The organism is Streptomyces purpurascens (genome assembly GCF_045040895.1).
GTDB classification, from domain to species: domain Bacteria; phylum Actinomycetota; class Actinomycetes; order Streptomycetales; family Streptomycetaceae; genus Streptomyces; species Streptomyces purpurascens.
In genome coordinates, this window is the sequence record NZ_CP108341.1 from 4,037,291 (window position 1) to 4,060,783 (window position 23,493).

The 23,493-nt window shown below is 71.6% G+C and carries 25 protein-coding genes; 12 read left to right on the plus strand and 13 right to left on the minus strand.

Annotated elements, in window-relative coordinates; translation table 11 throughout:
• Positions 1-11: 11 nt before the first annotated feature.
• A complete protein-coding gene (locus OHU35_RS18255) occupies positions 12-1,127 on the minus strand; it encodes an ADP-ribosylglycohydrolase family protein (RefSeq protein ID WP_189726929.1) in 1,116 nt (371 codons plus the stop codon).
• Positions 1,128-1,265: 138 nt separating this feature from the next.
• Between OHU35_RS18255 and OHU35_RS18260 the strand changes: the two genes are divergently transcribed.
• On the plus strand, positions 1,266-1,805 hold the full coding sequence (locus OHU35_RS18260) for a GNAT family N-acetyltransferase (RefSeq protein WP_405506007.1): 540 nt from the start codon (positions 1,266-1,268) through the stop codon (positions 1,803-1,805).
• An 81-nt stretch (positions 1,806-1,886) separates the two neighbouring features.
• Here OHU35_RS18260 and OHU35_RS18265 read toward each other — a convergent pair whose 3' ends face one another.
• On the minus strand, positions 1,887-2,321 hold the full coding sequence (locus tag OHU35_RS18265; protein WP_405506009.1) for an ATP-binding protein: 435 nt from the start codon (positions 2,319-2,321) through the stop codon (positions 1,887-1,889).
• Positions 2,322-2,434: 113 nt separating this feature from the next.
• Here OHU35_RS18265 and OHU35_RS18270 point away from each other — a divergent pair, with 113 nt between their 5' ends.
• Together OHU35_RS18270 and OHU35_RS18275 are read left to right on the plus strand one after the other, a co-directional pair.
• Complete coding sequence (locus tag OHU35_RS18270; RefSeq protein WP_405506010.1) at positions 2,435-3,247, plus strand: Scr1 family TA system antitoxin-like transcriptional regulator; 813 nt, start codon at positions 2,435-2,437, stop codon at positions 3,245-3,247.
• Complete coding sequence (locus tag OHU35_RS18275) at positions 3,244-3,423, plus strand: DUF397 domain-containing protein (protein WP_405506012.1); 180 nt, start codon at positions 3,244-3,246, stop codon at positions 3,421-3,423. Before OHU35_RS18270 ends, OHU35_RS18275 begins: the two co-directional genes overlap by 4 nt.
• Here the strand turns inward: OHU35_RS18275 and OHU35_RS18280 are convergent.
• On the minus strand, positions 3,404-4,537 hold the full coding sequence (locus OHU35_RS18280) for a serine hydrolase (protein ID WP_189726935.1): 1,134 nt from the start codon (positions 4,535-4,537) through the stop codon (positions 3,404-3,406). The genes OHU35_RS18275 and OHU35_RS18280 overlap by 20 nt on opposite strands.
• Positions 4,538-4,671: 134 nt before the next feature.
• The gene (locus tag OHU35_RS18285) at positions 4,672-5,577 is read right to left on the minus strand and encodes an NADP-dependent oxidoreductase (protein WP_405506014.1); all 906 of its coding nucleotides are present in this window, start codon (positions 5,575-5,577) and stop codon (positions 4,672-4,674) included.
• Positions 5,578-5,785: 208 nt separating this feature from the next.
• On the opposite strand from OHU35_RS18285, the gene OHU35_RS18290 reads away from it, so the two are divergent.
• Both OHU35_RS18290 and OHU35_RS18295 read left to right on the plus strand, forming a co-directional pair.
• Positions 5,786-6,142, plus strand: a complete 357-nt coding sequence (locus OHU35_RS18290; RefSeq protein WP_031104619.1) for a MerR family transcriptional regulator — start codon at positions 5,786-5,788, stop codon at positions 6,140-6,142.
• 97 nt (positions 6,143-6,239) lie between these two features.
• Positions 6,240-6,752, plus strand: a complete 513-nt coding sequence (locus OHU35_RS18295) for a DUF2165 domain-containing protein (protein WP_189726937.1) — start codon at positions 6,240-6,242, stop codon at positions 6,750-6,752.
• Here OHU35_RS18295 and OHU35_RS18300 read toward each other — a convergent pair.
• Together OHU35_RS18300 and OHU35_RS18305 are read right to left on the minus strand one after the other, a co-directional pair.
• Positions 6,745-7,305, minus strand: a complete 561-nt coding sequence (locus OHU35_RS18300; RefSeq protein ID WP_405506016.1) for a hypothetical protein — start codon at positions 7,303-7,305, stop codon at positions 6,745-6,747. The two genes, OHU35_RS18295 and OHU35_RS18300, sit on opposite strands and share 8 nt — an antisense overlap.
• Before the next feature lie 85 nt (positions 7,306-7,390).
• Positions 7,391-8,380, minus strand: a complete 990-nt coding sequence (locus OHU35_RS18305) for a glycosyltransferase family 2 protein (protein ID WP_405506018.1) — start codon at positions 8,378-8,380, stop codon at positions 7,391-7,393.
• Positions 8,381-8,473: 93 nt separating this feature from the next.
• On the opposite strand from OHU35_RS18305, the gene OHU35_RS18310 reads away from it, so the two are divergent.
• Positions 8,474-8,944, plus strand: coding sequence for a GtrA family protein (locus OHU35_RS18310; RefSeq protein WP_189726940.1), 471 nt, complete (start codon positions 8,474-8,476; stop codon positions 8,942-8,944).
• 36 nt (positions 8,945-8,980) lie between these two features.
• Positions 8,981-10,396 (plus strand): hypothetical protein, encoded by a 1,416-nt coding sequence (locus OHU35_RS18315; protein ID WP_405506020.1) that lies wholly within the window; start codon positions 8,981-8,983, stop codon positions 10,394-10,396.
• Positions 10,397-10,667: 271 nt separating this feature from the next.
• Here OHU35_RS18315 and OHU35_RS18320 read toward each other — a convergent pair whose 3' ends face one another.
• The 5 genes from OHU35_RS18320 to OHU35_RS18340 form a co-directional block, all read right to left on the minus strand.
• On the minus strand, positions 10,668-13,253 hold the full coding sequence (locus OHU35_RS18320) for a bifunctional FO biosynthesis protein CofGH (RefSeq protein WP_233878609.1): 2,586 nt from the start codon (positions 13,251-13,253) through the stop codon (positions 10,668-10,670).
• A gap of 43 nt (positions 13,254-13,296) precedes the next feature.
• The gene (locus OHU35_RS18325; RefSeq protein ID WP_405506022.1) at positions 13,297-13,488 is read right to left on the minus strand and encodes a hypothetical protein; all 192 of its coding nucleotides are present in this window, start codon (positions 13,486-13,488) and stop codon (positions 13,297-13,299) included.
• 323 nt (positions 13,489-13,811) lie between these two features.
• Complete coding sequence (locus OHU35_RS18330) at positions 13,812-14,657, minus strand: LLM class F420-dependent oxidoreductase (protein ID WP_359893530.1); 846 nt, start codon at positions 14,655-14,657, stop codon at positions 13,812-13,814.
• Positions 14,658-14,710: 53 nt separating this feature from the next.
• A complete protein-coding gene (locus tag OHU35_RS18335; protein WP_359893528.1) occupies positions 14,711-15,217 on the minus strand; it encodes a VTT domain-containing protein in 507 nt (168 codons plus the stop codon).
• Complete coding sequence (locus OHU35_RS18340) at positions 15,214-15,912, minus strand: class I SAM-dependent methyltransferase (protein ID WP_405506025.1); 699 nt, start codon at positions 15,910-15,912, stop codon at positions 15,214-15,216. The genes OHU35_RS18335 and OHU35_RS18340 overlap by 4 nt, the downstream gene beginning before the upstream one ends.
• 132 nt (positions 15,913-16,044) lie before the next feature.
• On the opposite strand from OHU35_RS18340, the gene OHU35_RS18345 reads away from it, so the two are divergent.
• The 3 genes from OHU35_RS18345 to OHU35_RS18355 all read left to right on the plus strand — a co-directional run bounded on the left by OHU35_RS18345 (position 16,045) and on the right by OHU35_RS18355 (position 19,492).
• Positions 16,045-17,190: a sensor histidine kinase gene (locus tag OHU35_RS18345; RefSeq protein ID WP_405506026.1), complete on the plus strand. Its 1,146-nt coding sequence runs from the start codon at positions 16,045-16,047 to the stop codon at positions 17,188-17,190.
• Positions 17,187-17,837 carry a response regulator transcription factor gene (locus OHU35_RS18350; RefSeq protein WP_189726947.1) on the plus strand — a complete coding sequence of 217 codons (651 nt, stop codon included), beginning with the start codon at positions 17,187-17,189 and terminating at the stop codon, positions 17,835-17,837. Before OHU35_RS18345 ends, OHU35_RS18350 begins: the two co-directional genes overlap by 4 nt.
• Before the next feature lie 149 nt (positions 17,838-17,986).
• Entirely contained in the window at positions 17,987-19,492 is a 1,506-nt protein-coding gene (locus OHU35_RS18355) for a CehA/McbA family metallohydrolase (RefSeq protein ID WP_405506028.1), read from the plus strand.
• Here OHU35_RS18355 and OHU35_RS18360 read toward each other — a convergent pair.
• Entirely contained in the window at positions 19,464-21,107 is a 1,644-nt protein-coding gene (locus OHU35_RS18360; protein ID WP_359893520.1) for a hypothetical protein, read from the minus strand. The two genes, OHU35_RS18355 and OHU35_RS18360, sit on opposite strands and share 29 nt — an antisense overlap.
• 129 nt (positions 21,108-21,236) lie before the next feature.
• Between OHU35_RS18360 and OHU35_RS18365 the strand changes: the two genes are divergently transcribed.
• Both OHU35_RS18365 and OHU35_RS18370 read left to right on the plus strand, forming a co-directional pair.
• On the plus strand, positions 21,237-21,458 hold the full coding sequence (locus tag OHU35_RS18365) for a hypothetical protein (protein ID WP_189726950.1): 222 nt from the start codon (positions 21,237-21,239) through the stop codon (positions 21,456-21,458).
• Between the two features lie 48 nt (positions 21,459-21,506).
• Positions 21,507-21,899, plus strand: a complete 393-nt coding sequence (locus OHU35_RS18370; RefSeq protein ID WP_405506031.1) for a nitroreductase/quinone reductase family protein — start codon at positions 21,507-21,509, stop codon at positions 21,897-21,899.
• Positions 21,900-21,905: 6 nt separating this feature from the next.
• On the opposite strand, the gene OHU35_RS18375 is transcribed toward OHU35_RS18370, so the two are convergent.
• The gene (locus tag OHU35_RS18375; protein WP_405506033.1) at positions 21,906-23,444 is read right to left on the minus strand and encodes an aldehyde dehydrogenase family protein; all 1,539 of its coding nucleotides are present in this window, start codon (positions 23,442-23,444) and stop codon (positions 21,906-21,908) included.
• Between the last annotated feature and the right edge of the window lie 49 nt (positions 23,445-23,493).

Consider the following 23,493-nt stretch of genomic DNA (forward strand, 5'->3'; position numbering starts at 1 on the left):
CGCTCTCGGGGTCAGGCGCGGGGATAGCGGGCGAGCCACCCCGGCGACGACCCCCCGGGCCCGTGCAGGGCGGGCCCCTGGGTCATCTCCATGGCGAAGTCGTCGGCCAGCTCCAGCACGGTGGGGCGGCCCTCCAGCTCGGCCAGCCAGGCCGGGGGGAGGGCCGTCTCCCCGTGCAGGGCGCCGAGCAGGCCGCCGGTCAGCGCGCCGGTGGCGGCGGACGGGCCGTCGTGGTTGACGGCGAGACACAGCCCGTGCCGGACGTCGGCGGCGACGAGGGCGCAGTACACGGCGGCGGCGACGAGGCTCTCCGCCGTACCGGCCCCGCACAGCTCGCTCACGCGCTCCGGGCCGGGCATCCCCTGCCGTACGGCGCCCAGCGCGTGCTGGAGGGCGTCCGACACGGGCTGGTGCCCTGGCCTGGCGGCCAGCATCGCGAAGGCCCGCTGCACGGCACCGTCGAGGCTCTCGCCGAGGGCGAGGGCATGCACGATCACGGCGTACGCACCCGCCGCGAGCGAGGCCGTGGGGTGCCCGTGGGTCTGCGCCGCGCACTCGACGGCGAGCTGGGCGACGAGCTGCGGCTCCCAGCCCACGAGCAGTCCGAAGGGGGCGGACCGGGTGGCGGCCTCGGGCCCGGACTCACCGGGGTTCTTGGGTGTGTCCGGGGTGCCCATGATGTCGTCGCCGAGCCCCAGCAGCAGCGAGCGGTGGGGATCCCGCCGCGCGTACAGCCACTCCTCCCGCGCGAGCCAGCCGTCGTCCTTGCGGCGCTCGTCGGGTCCCCAGTCCCGCTGGGTGGCGGCCCAGCGCAGATACGCCCGGTGCACGTCGGTCGGCGGATGCCAGGCTCCGGTGTCGCGGCGCACCTGGGCCCGGATCAGTCCGTCCACGGAGAACAGGGTGAGCTGCGTGATGTGCGTGACAGCGCCGCGTCTGCCGTAGGCGGGGGCCAGATCGACCAGCCCCTCAGCCCCGTGCGCCTCCCTGATCCCGTCGATCCCCAGCCCGTCCACGGGTGTGCCCAGCGCGTCCCCCACAGCCACGCCGAGCAGCGTCCCGCGCACCCTGCTGCGGAAGTCCTGCTGCTCCGTACGGCCCCAGACGGCGCCGGCAGTCGCACCCACCTTGACCTCCCAGGGACCGTCCATACGTACGACAGCTCAGCACTGTAATCGAACGGGGACGGCGGGTTCAGTGCGCGGAATGGCGCCCTCACGACCGGCTTACGAACCGTCGCTCTGCGCACTCGAGCCCTCGGACAGATGTGCGAGGATCCCCGGGTGAATGATCTACACGCCCGCCTGGCCACCGAGGACGATCTGTCCACCCTCGTCCGCCTCCGCGACGACGCGGCCCGCTGGATGCTGACCCGTGGCATCACCGGGCAGTGGCAGCCCGGAGAGCTCGACGAGGACCACTTCCGCCGGGTCATGACCCGGGGCGAGGTCTGGCTCGCGGAGGCCGATGGGCACATCGCCGGCGCCTGGGAACTGTGGTGGGAGGACGAGGCGGCCTGGGGCCCGCAGCCGCCCGTGGCCGGATACGTGCACCGGCTCATGGTGGACCGGAACACGGCCCCGCCCGGGACGGGGCGGCTGCTGCTGGAGGCCGCGGAACACCGCGTGTCCGCTGCGGGCCGAACCCGCGTACGCCTGGACTGCCTGGCCGGCAACACCCAGCTCACCGCGTACTACCAGGACGCGGGCTACCGGGTAGTGGGCCACAAGGAGGGCAAACCGCAGCCGGGCGGAGCGCCCAAGTCCTTCACGCTGCTGGAGAAGGAACTCGAGCGGGCTGCCTGAGGGGCCTCTGCCTCTGCGGCCTCTCTTCGCCGACGTCCACGATCCGTTCCAGCTCCCATCATCAGCGCCTTGGACCAGCGGTCAAGTCACCTTAGATCCCAGCCTCAGTTCGGCCCACACCGTCTTGCCGTGAGCCGGTGCCTCCTCCACGCCCCAACGGCTCGCGTACGCCGCGACGATCCGCAGGCCCCGGCCGAACTCCGCGTCCTCCGCCACCGGTTCCGGGACTCGCGGGATCCGGTCGCCCCGGGCGTCGGTGACCTCGACGCGGAGCGTGCGGTCGGCGTGCAGCTTCAGGCCGAGCCGGAAGTCCCTGCCGCGGACGCGGCCGTGCAGCACGGCGTTGGACGCCAGCTCCGCCACCACCTGCGCGGCAGCGTCGTAGAGCTCACCCCACTCGTCGAGTTGGCGTTCGGTGAGCAGGCGAGCCAGTCGAGCGCCTCTTCGGGTAGCGGACAGCTGGATCGTGAAGTGGCGGGTGAGGAGCGGGATCTGCGTGGGGGATTTCTGACTCATGTCACCCAGCGTGGTCGTCCGTCCCTACTCTGAACAGCAATGACCCCGGTACGGAGCGTGACTGTCCGGACGGTTCACAGGGTCGTACGGCTGGTACGTCAGGAGGGGAAGGCGTGGAGGACGAGGAAGCGGCGGCCGTGCTCAGGACGGTCGGGCGGCAGATCAGGATGTGGCGCGAGGCCGCCGGGCTGAAGCAGACGGAGTTGGGGGCGGCCATCGGGTACGGGGAGGAGATGGTCTCGTCCGTGGAGCGGGCGCGGCGCGTTCCGAAGCCGGACTTTCTCGACAAGGCCGATGAGGTGCTCGGCGCGGGCGGCAAGCTCTCCGCGATGAAGGAGGACGTGGAGAAGGCTCGGTATCCGAAGAAGGTGAGGGACCTCGCGAAGCTGGAGGACGAGGCCCTTGAACTCGGGGCCTACGACAACCACCAGATCCACGGGCTCCTCCAGACCCCGGAGTACGCCGAGGCGTTGTACGCCATGCGGAGCCCTTCCTACACAGAGGACGAGATCGAGCGGCATGTCGCAGCGCGCATGGCACGGAAGGTCGTCTTCGACCGCGTACCGCGACCGCTCATCACCTTTGTCCAGGAAGAGTCGACGCTGCGGCGACCCCTCGGGGGCAGAATGGTGCTACGCCAACAGCTCGAACACCTGTTGCAGGTCGCCAAGTTGAGGCACGTGTCGATCCAGGTCATGCCGACGGATCGGGAGGACCACGCGGGCATGGCAGGTCCGTTTCGACTGCTGAAGCTCCAGGACGGCAAGACAGTGGGGCACTTCGAAGCCCAGCTGCACAATCGCGTGGTCAGCGACCCCCGGGACGTTCAGATCTTGGACATGCGCTATGGAATGATCCGGGCGCAGGCCCTCTCGCCCCGAGAGTCCTTGGCCTTCATTGAGAAAGTTCTGGGAGAAGTGACGTGACCACTGAACTCGCCTGGTTCAAGAGCAGCTACAGCAGCAATGACGGGCCCGATTGCGTCGAGGTCGCCATATCCACCCCCACCATCCACATCCGCGACTCCAAGAACAAGAACGGCGCCCGACTGGCATTCACAGGGGACGCCTGGTCCGAGTTCCTCAGCCAGATGCACGCTTAGCGCAGAGCGCCGTGTCGACCGCGGCGATGAGGGCCGTGGTGCTCGCGTCGGTGGTCGGGGACTCGTTGATGACGAGGGTCACCTGACGGCCGTCGGAGGCGACGGCCGAGATGTTGTTGTGGCCGCCCCGCACGGAGCCGGTGTGGCCGGTCCAGTGGCCTCCGCAGGACAGGGGCGAGGTGATCAGGCCGAGCCCGTAGCGGCCGTCCGGGCCCAGTCGGTCCGGGTCGCCCGGCACCGTGTTCCGCATCTCGGCCAGCCGGGAGGCGGAGAGGAGACGGCCGTTCAGCAGGGCCGCGAAGAACTTGTTCACGTCCCGGGGCGTGGAGATCAGTGCGCCGCCCACACCCCCCGCCGAGGTGTTCCACTCGGTGCCGTCCACGCGCTCGGTCGTGAAGTAGCTGCGGGAGTGGCGGCCGAGGATGTGCTCGGAGTTGCCGGGCCAGTATGTGTCGTGCAGTTTCAGCGGCTTGATGATCCGGCGTGAGATCTCCTTTTCCGCAGAATGACCCGTGACCTTTTCGATGACCAGGCCGGCAAGGATGTAGTTCGTGGTGGAGTAGTGCCATGTGCCCTTGGGGGGCGGCAGTTTCAGTGCCCGTTTCACCAGTTCCCGGGGTGTGAACCGGTTGTGGCGCAGCCAGTCGATGTCGGCCGCGGCGAGCGAGTCGCCGTGGTCGGGCAGTCCGCTGGTGTGCTGGAGAAGCTCCCGCACGGTGATGTCGTGTCCGTCGTAGCCGTTGCCCTGGACGAGGCCGGGCAGATAGTGCTCCACGGAGGCATCGAGAGAAAGGCGTCCCCTGTCCGCGAGTTGCAGGACCGTGGCTGCGGTGAAGGTCTTGGTGATGCTGCCGATGCGGAGACGGTCCTCGGCGCTCATCGGCCGTCCGGTGCGGAGATCGGCCTGGCCGCTTTTGTAGGTCCATCGGCCGCACGTCGGATCGGCCACCTCGACCGCCGCTCCGGCGAGTCCGTGTCTTCCGGTGAGTTCGTCCAGTGCGGGTCGCAGTCCCGGAGGCACCTCGCAGTCCCACGTGGCCGTATGGGAGGTGGGGGGAGACGCGGCGACTGCCACGCCGGTGAGAAGCGCCAGGAGTAAGGCAGGGATCTTCATGGCTCAGGACGCTACGGGGAGGGGTGTCGATTCTCGCTCCGGCTGTCCTCCGTCTCAGGGGTGGACCCATGTACACCCCTGAGACGCTTCGTAGGTGACGGTTGACGCCACTGGTAGGTCACCCGCCGGCCTGCTCAGATGCAGATCACTATCTTCCCTCGGGTGCGTCCGCGCTCGGCGTGCGCGTGGGCGTCGGCGATCCGGTCCAGGGGGTAGACCTGTTCGATACGGGGTGTGTAGCGGCCTTGCCCGCCCAGTTCCGCCGCAGCGGACAGGAGAGTGGAATCGTTCTCCGCGTTGACCACATGCGCGCCCAGGCGCTGCCCGCCCGCGTGGTCGGCGACCGTCGCGACGCGCTTCGGGTCGCCCGCGATCGCGACGAGGTCGTCCAGGGAGCCGGAGGCCGCGGTGTCGAGCACGATGTCGACGCCGTGCGGAGCGAGGGTGGTGAGGCGCTGTGCGAGGCCGGGGCCGTAGGTGGTGGGAACGGCGCCGAGAGAGGTGAGGAACTCGTGGTTGCGTTCACTGGCTGTCCCGATCACAGTGGCACCTTGCGCTACCGCGATCTCGACCGCCGCGCTGCCCACGCCTCCGGCGGCGCCCTCGACGAGAAGGGTGCGCCCCGCGAGGGAGCCGAGCGCGTTCAGTCCACCCATCGCGGTCACGGACGCGAGACCGGCACCAGCGGCCTGCTCGTCGTTCCACGTGGCGGGGGTGTGCGCCCAGGCCGAGAGGATGAGCAGCTCCGCGGTCGCGCCGGTGACGCCGCCCAGCCCGAAGACCCGGTCGCCGATGCTCACCCCCTGCACCCCGTCGCCGATCTCGTCGACCACACCGGCGCCGTCGCGCCCGGGAATGGCGGGCAGCTCCAGGGGAATCAGCTGGTGCAGGGCGCCGGCGCGCAGCTTCCAGTCGATGGGATTGACGCTGGCCGCCGCGACGCGGACACGGATCTCACCGGGTCCGGGGTGGGGGTCGGGGGCCTGCTCGATCACCAGGCTCTCCGCTCCGCCGTATTCGTGGAACCGGGCTGCGCGCATAGTGGTCTGCCTTACTTTGACGGGCCGGAATGACGTGTTCATCCGACGCCCGTCACTCTAGAACCTGACGTTGACGTGAGGTGCAAGTCGCAACTGCCGCCCGGGGCACGGCGCGAGGGCTGCCGTGCGTACGTGAACCGCGTGCACGCTTGCTAGCCTAAACCTGACGTCAGCGTGAGGTACGAGCGGGAAGGGAGTGGCCTGCGTCATGCGCATCGGACAGCTCGCCAGGCGGTCAGGGGTCAGCGTGCGGGCCCTGCGCTACTACGAGGAACAGCGGCTCCTGGAATCGGCGCGGACGCCCGGTGGGCAGCGTGACTATCCCGACGAAGCCCTGGAGCGGGTCCAGCTCATCCAGGACCTCTTCGCGGCCGGCCTCTCCAGCCGTACCGTCGTCGAACTCCTGCCGTGCGTGAGCACCGGCGTCGCGACCCCCGCCATGCTCGACCAGCTCATCGTCGAACGCGACCGCATCGCCGCACGCATCGAGGACCTGACCCGGGCCAAGACCAAACTCGGCCGCGTGATCGAGAACGTGACCGCGGCGAACGTGGCGCAGGACTGATCGGCGACAGTGGAACCGGCATCCCCTCGTCTCGTCCGGTCGCCTTCCGTTGTCATTCTGTCGCGCCGGCAACCGCTGCTCGGGGAGAATGATCGGCATGGCCACCTCCCCAACTTCACGCGGCGTGCTGCCTCTTGCCGCCATGCTGCTCACCGCCACCATCGCCCTCTACATGACGCTCGTCGCCTTCGGGAACATCACCGACTTCGGCACCAACCAGCAGTTCGTCCGGCATGTGCTGGCCATGGACACCACGTTCAAGGACGAGGACCTGATGTGGCGGGCCATCACGAGCGAGACGCTTCAGGACGCCGCCTACATCGCGATCATCGCGTGGGAGACCGTCGCCGCGTTCGCCCTCATAGCCGGGAGCTGGCTGTGGGCCAGACGTGATCAGCGGCGGGCCCGGCAGTTGTCGACGTACGGGCTGCTGATGGTGATGCTGCTGTTCGGGGCCGGGTTCATCGGCATCGGCGGCGAGTGGTTCTCGATGTGGCAGTCGAAGAGCTGGAACGGACTGGACGCGGCGACCCGTGTCTTCCTGTTCAGCGGTGTCGTGCTGATCGTCAACCAGCTGCCGGCCCCGCGGACGGAGACGTCCGCTACCTGACCACGGTCACCGTCGTACCGACCGTGCCGAACGCCCACAGTGCCGTGCCGTCCGCCTTCCGCATCCGGACTCCGCCCGTCTTCGTGCCGGAGGCGGCGGGCGGCGGTGAGGCCCCGTCGGCCGCGTTGGAGAAGGCGACGGAGACGCCGGACTTCGCGGCGAAGTACAGGATGTGCTCGATCTGGACGCCGTCCGAGCCGGTCGTGCCCTCATTGCGCGACGACACCGTGTACGAGCCGGGGTCGGGGCTGACCGTGCCCGGCCACACGGCGAACGTACGGCGGCTCCCCTCGCTCGCGTCGACCAGCCACACCCGCTTCTCGCCGAGGGAGTAGACGACGCGCCGGCCGGTGCCGGAGCCGTCGGGCACCCGGGTCGGCGCGGACGCGGTGGGGGTGGGCCGCACGCCCGCCGACGCCGCGCTGCTGGGCTTGGCCGACGTGGCGGTGGGGTGCGGGCCCCGGTCCGCCTGCACGGCCAGGACCGTCACCGCGGCTATCGCTCCCACGGTCAGCCCGGTCGTCCAGGCCCACGAAGGAAGTCGGGCAGGCACGGCACGCATCTCCTCGGTCACGGGACCCCGCACAGAACCGGGGTTCCGATCATCGTACTGCGAGCGCGCCCCTCTCCCGGCGGCCTCAGGGAGGCTTGCGGACCGGTACCGGGCCGGTGCCGGCGCCGTGGGCGGTGTAGCGCGGCGTGCGGGCGGGGGCCGGGTAGGAGAGATGCACGAGCCGGGACTGCTCCTGCCGCATGTGCATGAGCGACTCGAGGATGTAGCCCACGAGCAGGACGAGGGCGGCGATCGTCATGATGGCGGCGGCGAGGATGGCCGTGGGGACCCGGGGCACGGTGCCCGTCTCGATGAAGTCGGCGATGACGGGGATGCCGAGGATGACCGAGACCAGGGCCAGCACGCCCGCGATCACGGTGTGGACGAGCGAGGGGCGCTCGCGCCGCGCCAGGTCGAGGATGACCCGCAGGATGCGCCAGCCGTCCCGGTAGGTGCGCAGTTTGCTCTCGCCGCCGGCGGGCCGGACCCGGTAGTCCACGACGACCTCCGCGGTGGGGAGGCGGAGATGCAGGGCGTGGATCGTCATCTCGGTTTCCGTCTCGAACTCCCTCGCCAGCGCCGGGAAGGACTTCACGAAGCGCCGCGAGAAGACCCGGTAGCCGCTGAGCATGTCGGTCACGTCGTTGCCGAACAGGGACCGCACGGACCCGGTGAGCAGCTTGTTGCCGACCGCGTGTCCCGCCCGGTAGGCCCCGTCGACCGTCACCCGGCGGGCGCCCACGACCTGGTCGTAGGGCCCCTCGAAGAGCAGGTCCACCAGGTCCCGGGCGCGTGCGGCGTCGTAGGTGTCGTCGCCGTCGATGAGGAGCAGGGCGTCGGCGTCGACGTCGGCGAAGGCGCGCCGGATGACGTTGCCCTTCCCCTTGCGGGGCTCCTCCCGGACGATCGCGCCCGCTCCCCGGGCGATCTCCACCGTGCGGTCGGTGGAGGCGTTGTCGTACACGTAGACGACGGCCTCGGGGAGGGCCGCCCGCAGGTCGCGGACCACCTTGCCGATGGCCGCCTCCTCGTTGTGACACGGCACGACACACGCGATCGTCGGTTCCACGACCACTCCTCACTCAGAGCAATTCATCACACAGTACGAAATCATGCGATATGAGCGTGCCTGAGCGGTGAGGGCACGCCGGGTCGTTACTCTCACCGTGTGCCGGTCCTCGCATCCGTGGCGCTGCGTGCGCGTGACGCCGTCAAGGGCATCTGGCAGGAGGCCGCCAAGTTCGGGGTCGTCGGGGCCCTGGCCTTCGTCGTGGACAACGGCGGCTACAACCTGCTCGTCTTCGGCCTGCCCGGCGGCGCGGAGGGCGGGCCGATGGGGACCGCTCCCGTCCAGGCGTCCGTCCTCGCCACGGGCGCTGCGGCCCTCTTCAGCTGGGTCGGGAACCGTTACTGGACCTACCGCGACCAGCACCGCGAGAAGGTGACCCGCGAACTGGCCCTGTTCCTCGTGGCCAACGGCGTCGGGCTCGCCATCACCGCGGGCACGGTCTACGCCTCCCGGCAGCTGCTCGGGCTCGACTCGGCGCTCAGCGACAACACCGCCCGCATCTTCGGCTGGGTGCTCGCGACCCTGTTCCGCTTCTACGCCTATCGGCGCTACGTCTTCGTCGCTCCCTGACGTGCCGCCGTCCGACGAACCGTTAGCATCCGACTTATGGGACTAATGGGACGGATGTGGGGACGTGAGCAGCGCCGGCTCTGGGCACTGGCCGCCGTCGCCGGGGTCTGCTGTCTGGCCACCATCCTCGTCTTCGCCCCCGGGTACCTGAGCCCCGACAGCCTCGACCAGCTCCGCCAGGCCGAGGGAAAGCTGCCCCTGACCGACTGGCACCCGCCCGTGCTGAGCCTGGTGTGGCGCGCGCTGATCGCCGTGACCGGCTCGATCGCCTCCATGCTCGTCCTGCAGTCCGTTCTCTTCTGGGGGGCGCTCTGGGTGCTGGCCTGGTGCGTCGGGGCGCTGACCGGGAGCCGCGCCGGTTCGTTCGCCGTGCTCGGCCTCGGGCTGACCCCCTTCGTGCTGACGTTCGTCGGGGTGGTGTGGAAGGACGTCCACACGGCGTTCGCGCTGCTCGCCGCGTGCGGGGTCGCGTTCACCGGGCTGCGGCTGCGGGACCGGGACCTTCGCCGGCCCGCCCTGCGGTGGGGGCTGCTCGGGCTGGGCGTGCTGTTCCTCGCGTACGCCATGCTGGTGCGCAAGAACGCCTTCTTCGCCGCGATCCCCGTCTTCGTCCTGCTGGTCCTCGCGCTGTGGCGCGCTCCCGGACGCCGTACGTGGGTGACGTGCACGGCGGCGCTTCTGGCGGCCCTGGTCGTGCCGGCCGCCGCCATCTCCCTGTTCGCCCGGCCCCTGGAGACGAAACAGGGCGCGCAGATCATGCTCGACGACCTGGTCCACGTCCTGCGGGTGGACGAACTCCGGTCGGCGGACGTGTCACCCGGCCTCAGGGACCGGCTCGTGTCGGCCGCGGAGGAGTGCAGACGCGTCGGCGCCCTGTCGGACGCCTACTGGGCCTGCTACGCGCGCCCGGCGGACGGACTGCGCTCGGACTCGGGCGAGATCACGTCCCTGTGGCTGGACGAGATGAGCGGGCATGTGCCGCGGTATCTCCAGTACCGGCTGCGGCTCTTCGCGAGTCTGCTGTTCGAGACCGGCTACGTCTACAAAGCGGGGATCACCCGCAACGACCTGGGCGTCGAGGTGGCGCATCCCCGGCTGGAGGACATGCTCGGCACGTATGTGCGCGGCATGGCCCGGGACCTGCCGTGGCTGTTCCGCGGCTGGTTCTGGCTCGCCGTGGCGCTGGTGCTGGCCGTCCGCCCGGGCACGGGCCTGTTCTCGATGCCGGTCCGGGCGCTGGGCATCAGCTCGGCGGCCTACATCCTCGGCTATCTGCCGATCATGCCCGCGACGGACTTCCGCTACCTCTACTGGCCGGCGATCGCCTGCTCCCTCGGGCTGCTCCTGCTGTGGCTGGGCCGGGACGCGCCGCCCACGCCACCGAAGAGCCCCGGCACCCGGGCCGACCGCGCCTTGCCGGCGCATCAGCCGGCGGATGCCGGGGGCCAGTAGACCGTCGGTCGGCAGGCTGCCAGTCCGTCAGCCCCGGCAGGCCCTCAGCCCGTCAGACCGTCAGCCCCGGCAGGCCACCAGGCCCTCGGCCCGGGCACGCCGGCGGTCCGCCAGACCGCCAGACCGTCAGCCCGGGCAGACCGCCCGGCCCTCAGGCCATCAGGCCGCCCGGCCAGGCCGTCGGCCCCGGCAGACCGCCAGACCCTCAGCCCGGGCACGCCGGCGGTCCGCCAGACCGTCAGCCCGGCAGGCCGCCAGCCCGGGCAGGCCCTCAGTCCAGGACCGGCAGCAGCTCCGGCAGATGACCGTCCGACGCCTGGGCCGCCTGCTGCCGCTCCTGCGGGATGTCCCCGTAGAGGGTGTTCCGGGGCTTCGACGGGCGGCCCGCGGCGTCGGCCACCGCGATGAGGTCCTTGACCGACTTGTACGAGCCGTACGACGAGCCCGCCATACGGGAGATCGTCTCCTCCATGAGCGTGCCGCCCAGATCGTTCGCGCCGGAGCGGAGCATCTCGGCGGCGCCCTCGGTGCCCAGCTTCACCCAGCTGGTCTGGATGTTGGGGATGTGCGGGTGCAGCAGCAGCCGGGCCATGGCCGTGACCGCGCGGTTGTCCCGCATGGTCGGGCCCGGACGGGCGATCCCCGCCAGGTACACCGGCGCGTTGGTGTGCACGAACGGCAGCGTCACGAACTCGGTGAAGCCGCCCGTGCGCTGCTGGATGCCCGCGAGGGTGCGCAGGTGCCCGAGCCAGTGGCGGGGCTGGTCGACATGGCCGTACATCATCGTCGAGGACGACCGGATGCCCAGCTCGTGGGCCGTCGTCACGACCTCGATCCAGTCCGCGGCGGGCAGTTTGCCCTTGGTGAGGATCCAGCGGACCTCGTCGTCGAGGATCTCCGCGGCCGTGCCCGGGATGGTGTCCAGGCCGGCTTCCTTGGCGGCGCTCAGCCACTCGCGGATCGACATGCCGGTGCGGGTCGCGCCGTTGACGACCTCCATCGGCGAGAAGGCGTGCACATGCATGCCGGGGACGCGTTCCTTCACGGCCCGCGCGATGTCGAAGTACGCCGTGCCGGGCAGGTCCGGGTGGATGCCGCCCTGCATGCAGACCTCCACCGCGCCGACGTCCCAGGCCTGCTGGGCCCGGTCGGCGACCTGGTCGAGGGAGAGGGTGTAGGCGTCGGCGTCCGTGCGGCGCTGGGCGAAGGCGCAGAAGCGGCAGCCCGTGTAGCAGACGTTGGTGAAGTTGATGTTGCGGGTGACGATGTAGGTGACGTCGTCACCGACGGCCGACTTCCGTACGTCGTCGGCGACCCGGGCGAGGGCGTCCAGCGCCGGTCCGTCCGCGTGCAGCAGGGCCAGCGCCTCGTCGTCGGTGAGCTTCGTGGGGTCGTCGGCGGCCGTGCGCAGGGCCTCGCGTACGTCCGTGTCGATGCGCTGCGGCGCCATGCCCGGGACAGCGGCCTCGCGCAGGGCGCCCCAGTCGCCGTACACCTCGTCGAAGTCGTCCCGGCGGTCGGAGGTACGGCCCTCGGTGTCGATCGCGGAGTGCAGGTCGGTGCGGCCGGACGCCGTGAAGACCTCCTCCGGCTCCTGCCACGGCAGGCCCCGCGGAAGGGCGTCGGGGCGCGCCAGCCCGGTCTCCGGGTCGGCCAGCGCCGCCACGTGCGGGCGCAGCCGCGGGTCCAGCCACGGCTCGCCGCGCCGCACGAACTCCGGGTACACGCAGAGCCGTTCCCGCAGCTCGAACCCGGCCGCCCGGGACTTCTCGGCGAGCTGCTCGATCTGCGGCCAGGGGCGCTCGGGGTTGACGTGGTCGATGGTCAGCGGGGACACCCCGCCCCAGTCGTCGATACCGGCGCCGATCAGCCGCTCGTACTCGTCGTCGACGAGGTTGGGCGGGGCCTGGATGCAGCCCGACGGGCCCATCAGCAGCCGGGCGACGGCCACCGTGGCGACCAGCTCGTCCAGTTCCGCGTCCGGCATGCCGCGCATCGCGGTGTCCGGCTTGGCACGGAAGTTCTGGATGATCAGCTCCTGGACGCCGTGGTAGGCCCGGGTCACCTTCCGCAGCGCGAACAGCGACTCGGCGCGCTCCTCGAAGGTCTCGCCGATGCCTATGAGGACCCCGGAGGTGAAGGGGACGGAGGACCGCCCGGCGTCCTCCAGCACCCGCAGGCGCACGGCGGGTTCCTTGTCGGGAGAGCCGTGGTGGGGACCGCCCGGCTCGGACCAGAGCCGGGTCGCGGTCGTCTCCAGCATCATGCCCATGCTGGGCGCCACCGGCTTCAGGCGCTGGAAGTCGGTCCAGCTCATGACGCCCGGGTTCAGATGGGGCAGCAGGCCCGTCTCCTCCAGGATCCGGATGGAGATGGCCCGTACGTAGGCGAGGGTGTCGTCGTAGCCGTGGGCGTCGAGCCACTCGCGCGCCTCGGGCCAGCGGTCCTCGGGCTTGTCGCCGAGGGTGATGAGGGCTTCCTTGCAGCCGAGGGCGGCGCCCTTGCGGGCGATGTCCAGGACCTCGTCCGGGGACATGAACATCCCGTGGCCCTCGCGGCGCAGCTTGCCGGGGACGGTGACGAAGGTGCAGTAGTGGCACTTGTCCCGGCACAGCCGGGTCAGGGGGATGAACACGCTCTTCGAGTACGTGATGACACCGGGCCGGCCGGCCGCCTCCAGGCCGGCGTCCCGGACCCGGGCGGCCGAGGCCGACAGGTCCTCCAGCTGCCCGCCCCGGGCCTGGAGCAGCACCGCCGCCTCGGCGACATCGAGGGAGACGCCGTCCCTGGCCCGTTTCAGGGCGCGACGCATGGAGTTCTCGGTGGGGCCCGTTCCGGAGGTCGCGGAAGTCGTCATCCTTCGAGCATACGAGTGCGCTGATCAACCCGGGCGAGCCACGTCAGTGGAAGGCCAGCCACCCGATGCCCAGGGCGGACGTGAGCCCGGCGCCGGCTACGGCTGCCGGCCTGTTGCGGTGCAGCGCGAACCAGACCAGCGCGGCGGTCACGAGCACGGCCAGGGTGCCGATCGCGGCACGCGACAACCCTTGGCTGTAGCCGTATTCGTTGAAGTGCCGGACAAGCCAGACCAACCAGGCAATCCTCATGACGCTTCCCCCATGGCAGCTGGAAACCGGGCGGGTCGCACCTGCCGGCCGCGATGGTCGGTCGCGCACCGGTGCTCATCCCACCCGGTCATTTGCCCGCAGTTTACTGAGCGTTCCGGGCGCACTGCCGGGGCCTGCCGTCAGGCGGCCCAGACAAGCCAGCGCTGGGAAGGGCCGCCGGTGCACAGCGCCGTGGAGACGCGGTCGTTCGCCCCGCGCGCGAGGATGCGGCCTCGGCGAGGCCGGAGTGGCCACACCTGTACATCTGTTCCACAAGCGGCGAACTCGCCTCCCTGCAAGGGGAGTTGTCAGAGGTACTCCTGGTACGCGTCCAGCGCCTTCAGCACCTCGGCCTCCCCCGCCGGCGGCAGCTGCACCACGACCTCCTCGATGCCGAGGCCGGCGTAGTGGGCGAGCTTGCCCGGGGTCGGGTGGACGGCGTACGGAACCACCTGGAGGGCCTCGGGGTCACGGCCCGCTTCGGTCCAGGCCGTGCGCAGCCGGGGCAGGGATTCGGAGAGGCCACGGCCGCCGATGGGCAGCCAGCCGTCGGCGTACTCGCAGATGTGGGCGAACAGCTTGGGCCCGGCGGCCCCGCCGAGCAGCGTGCGCGGGCCCACGACGGGGCCGCGCGGCTTCTGCACGGGCTTGGGGTGCGCGTGGCTGGCCCGGACACCGCCGAACTCCCCCTCGTACGCGACCGGTTCCTCCGACCACAGCGCCCGCATCAGCGCCACCCGGTCCCGGCCCAGCTCGCGCCGGGTCTGCCACCGTACGCCGTGGTCGGCGGCCTCCTCGACGTTCCAGCCGAAGCCGAGCCCGAGGGTGAACCGGCCGCCGGACAGATGGTCCAGGGTCGCGACCTGCTTGGCCAGGTCGATCGGATCGTGCTGGGCGACGAGCGTGATGCCCGTGCCGAGACCGAGCCGCTCGGTGACGGCGGCGGCCTGGCCGAGCGCCACGAACGGGTCGAGGGTACGGCCGTACTCGCGCGGCAGCTCGCCGCCCGCCGGGTACGGGGTGGTCCGTTCGACGGGGATGTGCGTGTGCTCGGGCAGATACAGCCCGGCGAAACCGCGGCCCTCCAGCTCCCGGGCGAGCCGGGTCGGGGTGATCGTCTCGTCGGTGAGGAAGATCGTTACGGCGATGCGCATGGCCCATCTCTACCCGAGGGCACCCCAGGTGTCCATACCGACTGGTCGGACTTTCAGGTGACCGTGGCGAGTGCCGCATAGCCGATGCCGGTCTCGGCGGTGGCCCACAGGGCAGCGGCGGCGGTGCTGTAGGGCGCGATGCGGTGGTAGGGCAGGCGGGTGGCGCCCGCGAGGTGCGGGGTGAGGGTGCGGACCACCGGGAGGAAGCGGGCCAGGAAGACGGCTCCGCCACCGCGGCGATCCATCTGGGTCTCGGCCTGCCGCCAGGCGGCGGCCGGGATGCGGCTGCCCAGGTTCCCCGTGCGCAGGCGGTCGCCCAGCAGGGCTCCGGTGCGGTGGGCGAGGAAGTCACCGGTCACCGCCGCGGCCGTGGTGACACCGATGACCAGGGGCAGGCTCAGAGGCCCGGTGCGGGCCAGCGCCCCCGCCGCCAGCAACAGGCCGAGGCTGGGGACGAAGGCGCCGAGCAGCAGGACGGACTCGGCCAGCACCGCGGCGGCCAGCACCACGTAGGCGGCGGTGGCGGGGAGGTGACCGAGGAGGTCCGAGGGGACGGTCACCGGCCGGTTCCGGTGACGGCATGCGGCTCGCCCCGCTCTTCCCGCCCGGCACGGCACGGCTTGCGCAACTGCCAGACCCTGGCCGGCGGAAGGTTCGCCCACACCGACCAGCGGCCGGTGGCGTACCGGCGCTGGTAGGACGCCATGACCTCCTCGACGGCACGGTGCCTCCGGGTCTGCGCGCGGGAGGACAGCAGGGTGCGGGCGGACCGGGTGCCCAGGTAGGCGAAGTAGGTCAGGGTGCCGCCGGGGTGCAGCAGCTCCAGGTAGCGGGCCATGATCGCTTCGACGCCGTCAGGGGTGAAGTTGGTCAGGGGCAGGCCGGAGACGATCACGTCGTAGCGCTGTTCACCGGGGAGGTCCTCGACGTAGGAGCGGTGGACGCGAACCCGCTCGGGCTTCCCGGCCAGGTGCGGGTGGGTGTCGACGAGGCGGCGCAGCCGGTCGGCGAAGCGCGGGTTGGCCTCGACGACGTCCAGGCTGCTGCCCGGGTGCAGTTGGGGTATCAGGGCGCGGGTGACCGCCCCGGTCCCGGCGCCCGCCTCCAGTACGGTCAGCGGCCCTTGGGCCCAGGTGCGCACCGGGTCGGTCAGCGCACGGGCGAGGGCCTTGCCGCTGGGGGCGACGGCGCCGGTGGTGCGCGGATCACGGGCGGCTTCGGTGAGGAACGTCCAGTCCATGGTTCGTAGAGCCATGGTTTTGACGCTAGGAACCGGGCCGCGCCCGGAGATCATGCGTTGTGCGACCGTCTTCCCCTACGAAAGTAGGGGGTAGAAGGGGACTGAGGTCGTACGGCGGGCGGACCGTGGCCGCCTAGGATCCGATGGGTGAAACGGAGAGATGGCTTCCGGTGGGGCACCCTCGGGCGCTGGTGCCTGGTCGTGCCGCTGACCGCCCTCGCCGTGCTGAACAGCGCCAACACGGCCGGTGGCCGGTATCTGATTCCGGCCACCGTCGCGGCGGTGCTGTGCGGGGCGGCCCTGCTGGTGCGGCGGCTGCCCTGGTACGTCCCGGCCGGGATCGCGATCGTGGCGACCGGGCTGTGGGGGTGGCCGCTGCTGGTGCTGCTCCTCGTCGCGCTGTTCGACCTGGCCGAGCAGCAGCGGGTCCGATGGGCTGCGGGCTTCGCCGCGACCGCGCTCGGCGCCGGCATGATCGTCCCTTCCGAGGCGTCGCTGCGGACCCCGCAGCCGATCGGCTCCGCCCTGTTCGTGCTGCTGGTCCTCGTCGTCGGCCTGTGGGTGGGCAACCGCCGCCGGCTGCTGAAGGCACTGAACGACCAGGTCGAGCACCTGCGCGTCGAACGGGAGCTGCGCGAGGAGGCCGCCCGGTCCGCCGAGCGGTCCCGGATCGCCGCCGAGATGCACGACGTACTGGCACACCGCCTGAGCCTGATCGCCCTGCACACGGGTGTCCTGACGACCAGGAGCGAGCCGCTGCCCGAGCCGGTCGTGGAACGCCTGACCCTGCTGCGTACCGCCTCCACCGAGGCCCTGGCCGATCTCCGCGACGTCCTCGGCGCCCTGCGCGATCCCGGGGCCGAGCCCGTCGAAGCCGCTCCCGTCCCCGTCCTGCGCGATGTGGACGAGCTGGTCGAGCAGGCGCGGGCAGCGGGGCAACAGGCCGAATTGGAGAGGGCCGGGCAGCCCGAGGAGGCTCCCGCCGCGCACCGGCTGGCCGTCTACCGTCTCGTCCAGGAGGCGTTGACGAACGCCCGTAAGCACGCCGGAGGTGCCCCGGTGCGCGTCCGCGTCACCTACCGGCCGCCCGCCACCACGGTGGAGGTCACCAACACCCCCGGCAGCTCGGCCGGGCCCGCCGTCGCGTCCGGTTTCGGGCTGGTCGGGCTGCGCGAGCGGGTCACCGCCCTCGGCGGCGACCTGTATGCCGGGCCGAGCGGCGCGGGCAGCTGGCGGCTGGCCGCCCGCATCCCCCACCCCACCTCTGTCGAACAGAACGGCATCCCCACATGATCCGCGTCCTGATCGCCGACGACGACGCCCTGGTCCGCCTGGGCCTGGCCGACCTCCTCGACGGGGACCCGGGCATCGAGGTCGTCGCCCAGGCCTCCGACGGACTGCACGCCGTCGAGCAGGCCACCGCGCACCGCGCCGACGTCGCCCTGGTCGATGTCCGCATGCCCCGCATGGACGGCATCACGGCCACCGCCCGGCTGCGCGCCCTGCCCCACCCGCCGAGGGTGATCACGCTGACGACCTTCGATCTCGACGAGTACGTCTACGACGCCCTCGCGGCCGGGGCCGACGGCTTCCTCCTGAAGGACACCGACCCGGCCGAGATCCTGCGCGCCGTCCACCTCGTCGCCGCCGGCTCGGCGATGCTCCACCCCAGCGCCGCCCGCCGCCTCATCGACCGCTACCACCGGTCGGGCGGGCCGCGGGCGACCGCCGCCCGGGCCGGCCTCGACCGGCTCACACCCCGGGAACGCGACGTGCTGGCCCTGCTCGCCCAGGGGGAGACCAACGCCGACATCGCCGCCCGGCTCGGCATGCGCGAGAGCACCGTCAAGGCCCACGTCAGCCGCGTCCTCGCCGCGCTGGAGGTCACCAACCGGGTGCAGGCGGCCCTGCTGGCCCGCGACGCCGGCCTCACCACCTGAAGTCCCCGGCCCGCGCGGCCTGTTCGGCTGCCGCCCGCCGCCGGACCCCCTTCCCTTGTCCGCGAGTTCACGGCTGAATACAACGGTTGCACGCACCAACCCCTGCACCACCCATGCCTTGTCACCGACGACACCTTGGGAGCAGCAGCATGTGCGAGGACAACCACTGCGGGCTCGCCCGACGCGCTCTGTTCGTGACGGGAGCCGCCGCCGCGCTTACGTTGGGAAGCGTGAGCTTCGCTTCAGCGGCCGACGGGGACCAGGAGACCAGAACGGTGCGGGGCACCCTGCCGCCCGGCTCCCCCGACTTCGTGTACGTGCCCGTCGAGGTCCCGGCCGGGGTCCGGGAGATCAAGGTCGCCTACACCTACGACCGGCCGTCCGTCCCGGCCGGGACCACGGGCAACGCCCTCGACATCGGCGTCTTCGACGACCGCGGCACCGAACTCGGCGGCCGGGGCTTCCGGGGCTGGTCGGGCGGGGCGCGCACCGAGTTCTTCCTCCGCGCCGACGACGCGACGCCCGGCTACCTCCCGGGCCCGGTGCGCGAGGGCACCTGGCACATCGCGCTCGGCCCGTACACGGTCGCCCCGCAGGGCCTGGCGTACGAGATCACGATCACCCTGACGTACGGCGAGCCGGGCGAGGCCACCCGGCCGGTGTATCCGCCCGAGCGGGCCAAGGGGCGGGGGCGTGCCTGGTACCGGGGCGACTGCCACCTCCACTCCTGGTACTCCGACGGCCGCCGCACTCCCGCCGAGATCGGGGCCCTGGCGCGGGCGGCGGGGCTGGACTTCATCAACTCCTCCGACCACAACACGCACTCGGCGCACGCGCACTGGGCGGATGTGGCCGGGGACGACCTGCTGGTCATGCTGGGCGAGGAGATCACCACGCGGAACGGGCACGTGGTGGCACTCGGCACCGACCCGGGCACCTTCATCGACTGGCGCTACCGTGCCCGCGACAACCGCTTCGGCCGCTTCGCCCGCCAGATCCGCCGCGCCGGCGGCCTGGTCGTCCCGGCCCATCCGCACGCGACCTGCGTCGGCTGCAACTGGAAGTTCGGCTTCGGCGAGGCGGACGCGGTGGAGGTGTGGAACGGCCCCTACACGCCCGACGACGAGGTGACGCTGGCCGACTGGGACAGCATGCTCGTGGCGTCCGTGCGGGGCGAACGCGGCTGGATCCCGGCGATGGGCAGCAGCGACGCCCACCGCGACCCGGACGCCGTCGGCAGCCCCCAGACGGTCGTCCTGGCCGACGACCTGACCCGTCAGGCGATCCAGGAGGGCATCCGGGCCGGGCGGTCGTACATCGCCGAGTCCGCCAGGCTCGCACTGTCGTTCCGGGCGTCCGGCGGGCGCGGCGAACACGCGGGCATCGGCGAGCGGCTCGCCGTCGGCCGCGACACCCCGGTCACCGTCCGCCTGGAGGTCACGGGCGCCCCGCGCTGCACGGTCCGCTTCGTCACCGACCAGGGCGTGCTGCACACGAGCGCGCCGCTGCCGGTGGCGGGTGCGGGGGTCGTGGAGTGGCGCACGACGCCGTCGTACGCGGCGTACGTACGGGCGGAACTGCGGCACGAGGCGGCGGCAGGTCCGCTGCCGGGGCCGCTGGCGGCGTTCACGAATCCGGTGTTCCTGGGGCGCTGACACGGCGCACCACGTACTCGAACAGGTCGGGGCTCCAGCGGCTCATCATCGCCTCGAGCAGGTCTTCGACTCTGGCCTCCAGCTCCTTCAGCAGCCGGTCGAACAGGGAGAGGTCGCCGTCGGCCCCGAAGTACATCATCACGGCGACCGCTCCCACCAGCCTGTCGTCGGCCTCCTCGACGAGGAACACGAACAGGTCGCGGAGCGCCCGTTCGTCCAGTTCTCGCAGGCCCCGGTGGAACCGCTGGGCCACGGGCACCGCGGGCCTGAGCTTCGGGCTGTCCTGGCGGCTGACCCGCACCATGATGGTCCCGGCCATGTCGCTCAGACCGGCGCCGATCAGCCCCGCCATCACGTGGAACGGGAAGCCCGGGTCGACGGCGATGCGATAGGGCGCGGCCACCGCACCGATGGTGAGGTGGAGCCCGCCGCCGGACGGCTCCCCGCCCGTCAGGGCCGCGGTGATCAGTCCCAGGGCCTCGGACGGTGTGGTCGCGCGCCGCACCGCGGCAGCCAGCATCCGGTCGCTCAGCGAGCCGCTGGGCCCCTCGAGGGCCAGCACCTCCTGGTAGTAGCCGGCGACATTGCTCTCCGTGATGCGGGACGCCACCGCCGTCACCCACGCGTCCTGGACCGTCGTTTCGCCCAGCACCGCTCCCGGCGGGCCCGAGGCTTTGGCCAGCAGCTCCGCGGCGATCCGCAGGACGTCCCGGGCCGGGCGCAGGCGGCCGACGTCGGAGACAAGAGCGCTCACATGCTCCCGGTCCTTCCTCTGCGCCAGCCACGCCAGCAGATCCAGCACCTCGTCCAGCGGCCGCGACCACGCCGCCTCCGTCAGATCCCGCGACGCCTCGGGAAAGTTCTCCTCTTCCCACATCCGCAGCAACTGGCCCTTGAACACCTCCAGCGGGATCGCGCCCGCCGCCCCGCGCTCCGCCAGTTCCTCCTCCAGGCGCAGGACACGCTCCCGCAGCTCGCGGCTGTGCTCCTCCGCCTCGGAACGGAGTCGCTCAGCCTCCTGAAGGTCCCTCTTCAGCTGCTCGATCTCGCGTAACAGCACCTCACGCGAGGCGGACAGGGATGCCTGCTCCCTGCTCAGCTCGCCCCGTGCACCGGCGGCATCGGCCCGCTCGGCACTCCAGTCCAGCTGGAGCTGGGCCAGATCCCTGGCGGCGTCATGGGCCTGCGCCTCCCGCTGCTGCAACAGAAGGTGCAGGGCCTCGACATTGCGGTTCGCCCGCTCGGTGTCACGCCGGGACCTCGCCAACTCCCCGCGCAGACTCTCCAGCCGGAACTCGGAGGGGTCGGTCTCCTTCAGCGCCGTGAGCCACTTGGCGTGGATCGCGTCCCTGGCCGCCGGTGTGACGGAACCACCGCGTTCGGCCTCGACCTCGGAGATCAGCTGCTCGATGAAGTGCTTGGTGGGCATCCGCCGGCCGCCGAAGGCGCGCGAGACCACCGACGGATCGAGGCTGATCCGTTTCGCGTACTGCCGCTGGCTGATGCCCAGCGTGTTGAACAGCTCCTTCAACATGGTGCCGAGCTCGGCAAGTTCGGGCACCTCACCGCGTTCGATCTCCGATGAATTCCCGGAATTGCGGGCCACGACGGTCAAGGCGTCCCCCCGAAGTGTTGACTCGGTCCTGGCACCATGGTGCGCCTTTCGCAACGTACCCGACAGGACGGAGGGTTCCGGCATCGATCGCTCGTCGGCTCGAAGCCGCGACTCGAAGGGAACCCCCACATGCCTACCCGCTGGACCGGTCTCCTCGTCGGCGCCCGCTGGGCGCAGCGTGTCCTGCTCGTCCTGTTCGCGCTCGTCCCCGTGCTCGTCGTGACCCTGGCCTTCGTGCCCGCCCTGATCTTCCTGCCCTTCCTCCGGTCGCGTACGGGGCACGCGCTCACGATGGTCGGCCGGCTGGCGGCCTGGACCCGTGCGCTGCTGGTGGCCAGCCGCGAGCGGTGATCAGATGGGCACCCTGCCCTCAGCCACCTACGAAGGAGTCCACTGACGATGTCCCGCCTCGCCGACATCAGGTTCCGTGGCGCCACGGCCTTCCAGCGCCGGATCAATCCGCTGCTGCGCCGCCTCCCCCTCCAGACGGTCATCGAGACGAAGGGCCGCGTCTCCGGGCTGCCCCGGCTGACGCCGGTGGGCGGGCGGCGCGTCGGGGGCGCCTTCTGGCTGGTGTCGGAGTTCGGTGAGCGGTCGCAGTACGTCCGCAACATCCAGGCCGATCCGCGGGTACGGGTGCGGATCCGGGGGCGGTGGCACACCGAGACCGCTCAACTGGTGCCGGACGACGATCCGGTGGCGCGGCTGCGGCGGCTGCCCCGCTTCAACGGCCTGGGCGTGCGGGCCTTCGGGACGAACCTGCTGACGGTGCGGGTGGACCTGGACACCTGAGAGGCGTCAGCCCGGCCACACGATCGCCTGCACCTCGCTGTACGCGTGCAGGGCGTACGAGCCGACGTCCCTGCCGACCCCGCTCTTCTTGAAGCCGCCGAAGGGGGCCTCCATGTTGCGGCCGACGGTGTTGACCCCGACCCCGCCGGCCCGCAGCCGCCGCGCCACCCGGAAGGCGCGGGCCACGTCCCCCGACCAGACGTAGTCGATGAGGCCGTAGTCGGTGTCGTTGGCCAGTTCCACACCCTCCTCCTCGTCGTCGAAGGGGATGACGACCACGACCGGGCCGAAGATCTCCTCGCGGGCCACGCACATGTCGTTGGTGCAGTCGGCGAGCAGGGTCGGAGGGACGTAGAAGCCCTTGGGCAGGTCCGGACGTTCACCGCCCGCGACCACCACCGCGCCTTCCTTCCGGCCCAGTTCGACGTACGACTCCACGCGGTCCCGGTGTGCCGCCGAGATCACCGGACCCACCACCGTGTCCCGCTCCCTCGGGTCGCCGACCTTCAACCGGCTCGCATAGGCGGCCAGTTGCTCGACCAGACGGTCGTACACCCCACGCTGGGCCAGCACCCGCGTCGGTGCCGTGCAGATCTGGCCGCTGTAGAAGGAGAAGGTGGTCCCGATCCCGGCCACGGCCGATCCGAGGTCCGCGTCGTCGAAGACGACCGCCGCGCCCTTGCCGCCCAGTTCCATCAACTGCCGTTTCATGCCGCGCCCGCACACCTCGGCGATGCGCTGCCCGACGGCCGTCGAGCCGGTGAAGCTGACCATGTCGACGTCCGGCGACTCCACGGCCGCCTCACCGACCTCGGTCCGCGAGCCGCTGACCACGTTCACCACGCCCGGCGGCACGCCCGCCGCCTCCAGCGCCTCCGCCATCCGGTAGACCGACAGCGGGTCCTGCGGGGCGGGTTTCACCACCACCGTGTTGCCCATGGCCAGGGCCGGGGCGATCTTGCCGGCCGGGTTGGCCCAGGGGTTGTTGTACGAGGTGACGCAGGTGACGACCCCGACGGGCTGGCGGACGGCCAGGGCGCCCATCACGCCCGCCCTGCCCATCGGCCCGGCCTCGTTGATCTGCGGCTGGATGGCCCACTCGGCGGGCTCCACGCGCGCGTAGCGCCGGAAGCGGGCGGCGGCGACGCCGACCTGCATGGCGCGTGCGGTGGCCGTGGTCGCACCCGTCTCCGCCCGGGCCAGCTCCGCGTACTCCCCGATGCGGCCGGCGATGATCCGCGCCGCCCGGCCGAGGACCGCGGCCCGTTCCTCCGGGGAGGTCCGTGACCACGGCCCGAAGGCCTCGCGGGCCGCGGCACAGGCCGCGAGCACCTGATCCCGCGAGGCCTCGGGCGCCCACCCGACGGTCTCCTCGGTCGCCGGGTCGATCACCTCGTAGTGCCCGCCGTCCGGCTCCGCCCAGGAGCCGCCGACGAACAACGCCTGGCGTGCGGTGGCCCGTGTCGCCGCTCGTGTCGTCACCCCTGTCGCCCCCGTGCGGTCGCCTCTGTCGTCTCCCGCACCGCCGACCCGGTCGGCCCCCATGCGGCCTCCCGCGTCATCACCCGCACCGCCGCCCCGGTCGACCGCCGTG

What these genes read in the sequence shown, in the direction of transcription:
- OHU35_RS18260 (WP_405506007.1), top strand. Translation starts at nt 1,266, where the DNA reads ATGTGCGAGGATCCCCGGGTGAATGATCTACACGCCCGCCTGGCCACC.
- OHU35_RS18265 (WP_405506009.1), bottom strand. Translation starts at nt 2,321, where the DNA reads ATGAGTCAGAAATCCCCCACGCAGATCCCGCTCCTCACCCGCCACTTC.
- OHU35_RS18280 (WP_189726935.1), bottom strand. Translation starts at nt 4,537, where the DNA reads ATGAAGATCCCTGCCTTACTCCTGGCGCTTCTCACCGGCGTGGCAGTC.
- OHU35_RS18285 (WP_405506014.1), bottom strand. Translation starts at nt 5,577, where the DNA reads ATGCGCGCAGCCCGGTTCCACGAATACGGCGGAGCGGAGAGCCTGGTG.
- OHU35_RS18290 (WP_031104619.1), top strand. Translation starts at nt 5,786, where the DNA reads ATGCGCATCGGACAGCTCGCCAGGCGGTCAGGGGTCAGCGTGCGGGCC.
- OHU35_RS18295 (WP_189726937.1), top strand. Translation starts at nt 6,240, where the DNA reads ATGGCCACCTCCCCAACTTCACGCGGCGTGCTGCCTCTTGCCGCCATG.
- OHU35_RS18315 (WP_405506020.1), top strand. Translation starts at nt 8,981, where the DNA reads ATGGGACTAATGGGACGGATGTGGGGACGTGAGCAGCGCCGGCTCTGG.
- OHU35_RS18320 (WP_233878609.1), bottom strand. Translation starts at nt 13,253, where the DNA reads ATGACGACTTCCGCGACCTCCGGAACGGGCCCCACCGAGAACTCCATG.
- OHU35_RS18330 (WP_359893530.1), bottom strand. Translation starts at nt 14,657, where the DNA reads ATGCGCATCGCCGTAACGATCTTCCTCACCGACGAGACGATCACCCCG.
- OHU35_RS18340 (WP_405506025.1), bottom strand. Translation starts at nt 15,912, where the DNA reads ATGGCTCTACGAACCATGGACTGGACGTTCCTCACCGAAGCCGCCCGT.
- OHU35_RS18350 (WP_189726947.1), top strand. Translation starts at nt 17,187, where the DNA reads ATGATCCGCGTCCTGATCGCCGACGACGACGCCCTGGTCCGCCTGGGC.
- OHU35_RS18355 (WP_405506028.1), top strand. Translation starts at nt 17,987, where the DNA reads ATGTGCGAGGACAACCACTGCGGGCTCGCCCGACGCGCTCTGTTCGTG.
- OHU35_RS18365 (WP_189726950.1), top strand. Translation starts at nt 21,237, where the DNA reads ATGCCTACCCGCTGGACCGGTCTCCTCGTCGGCGCCCGCTGGGCGCAG.
- OHU35_RS18370 (WP_405506031.1), top strand. Translation starts at nt 21,507, where the DNA reads ATGTCCCGCCTCGCCGACATCAGGTTCCGTGGCGCCACGGCCTTCCAG.
- OHU35_RS18375 (WP_405506033.1), bottom strand. Translation starts at nt 23,444, where the DNA reads ATGGGGGCCGACCGGGTCGGCGGTGCGGGAGACGACAGAGGCGACCGC.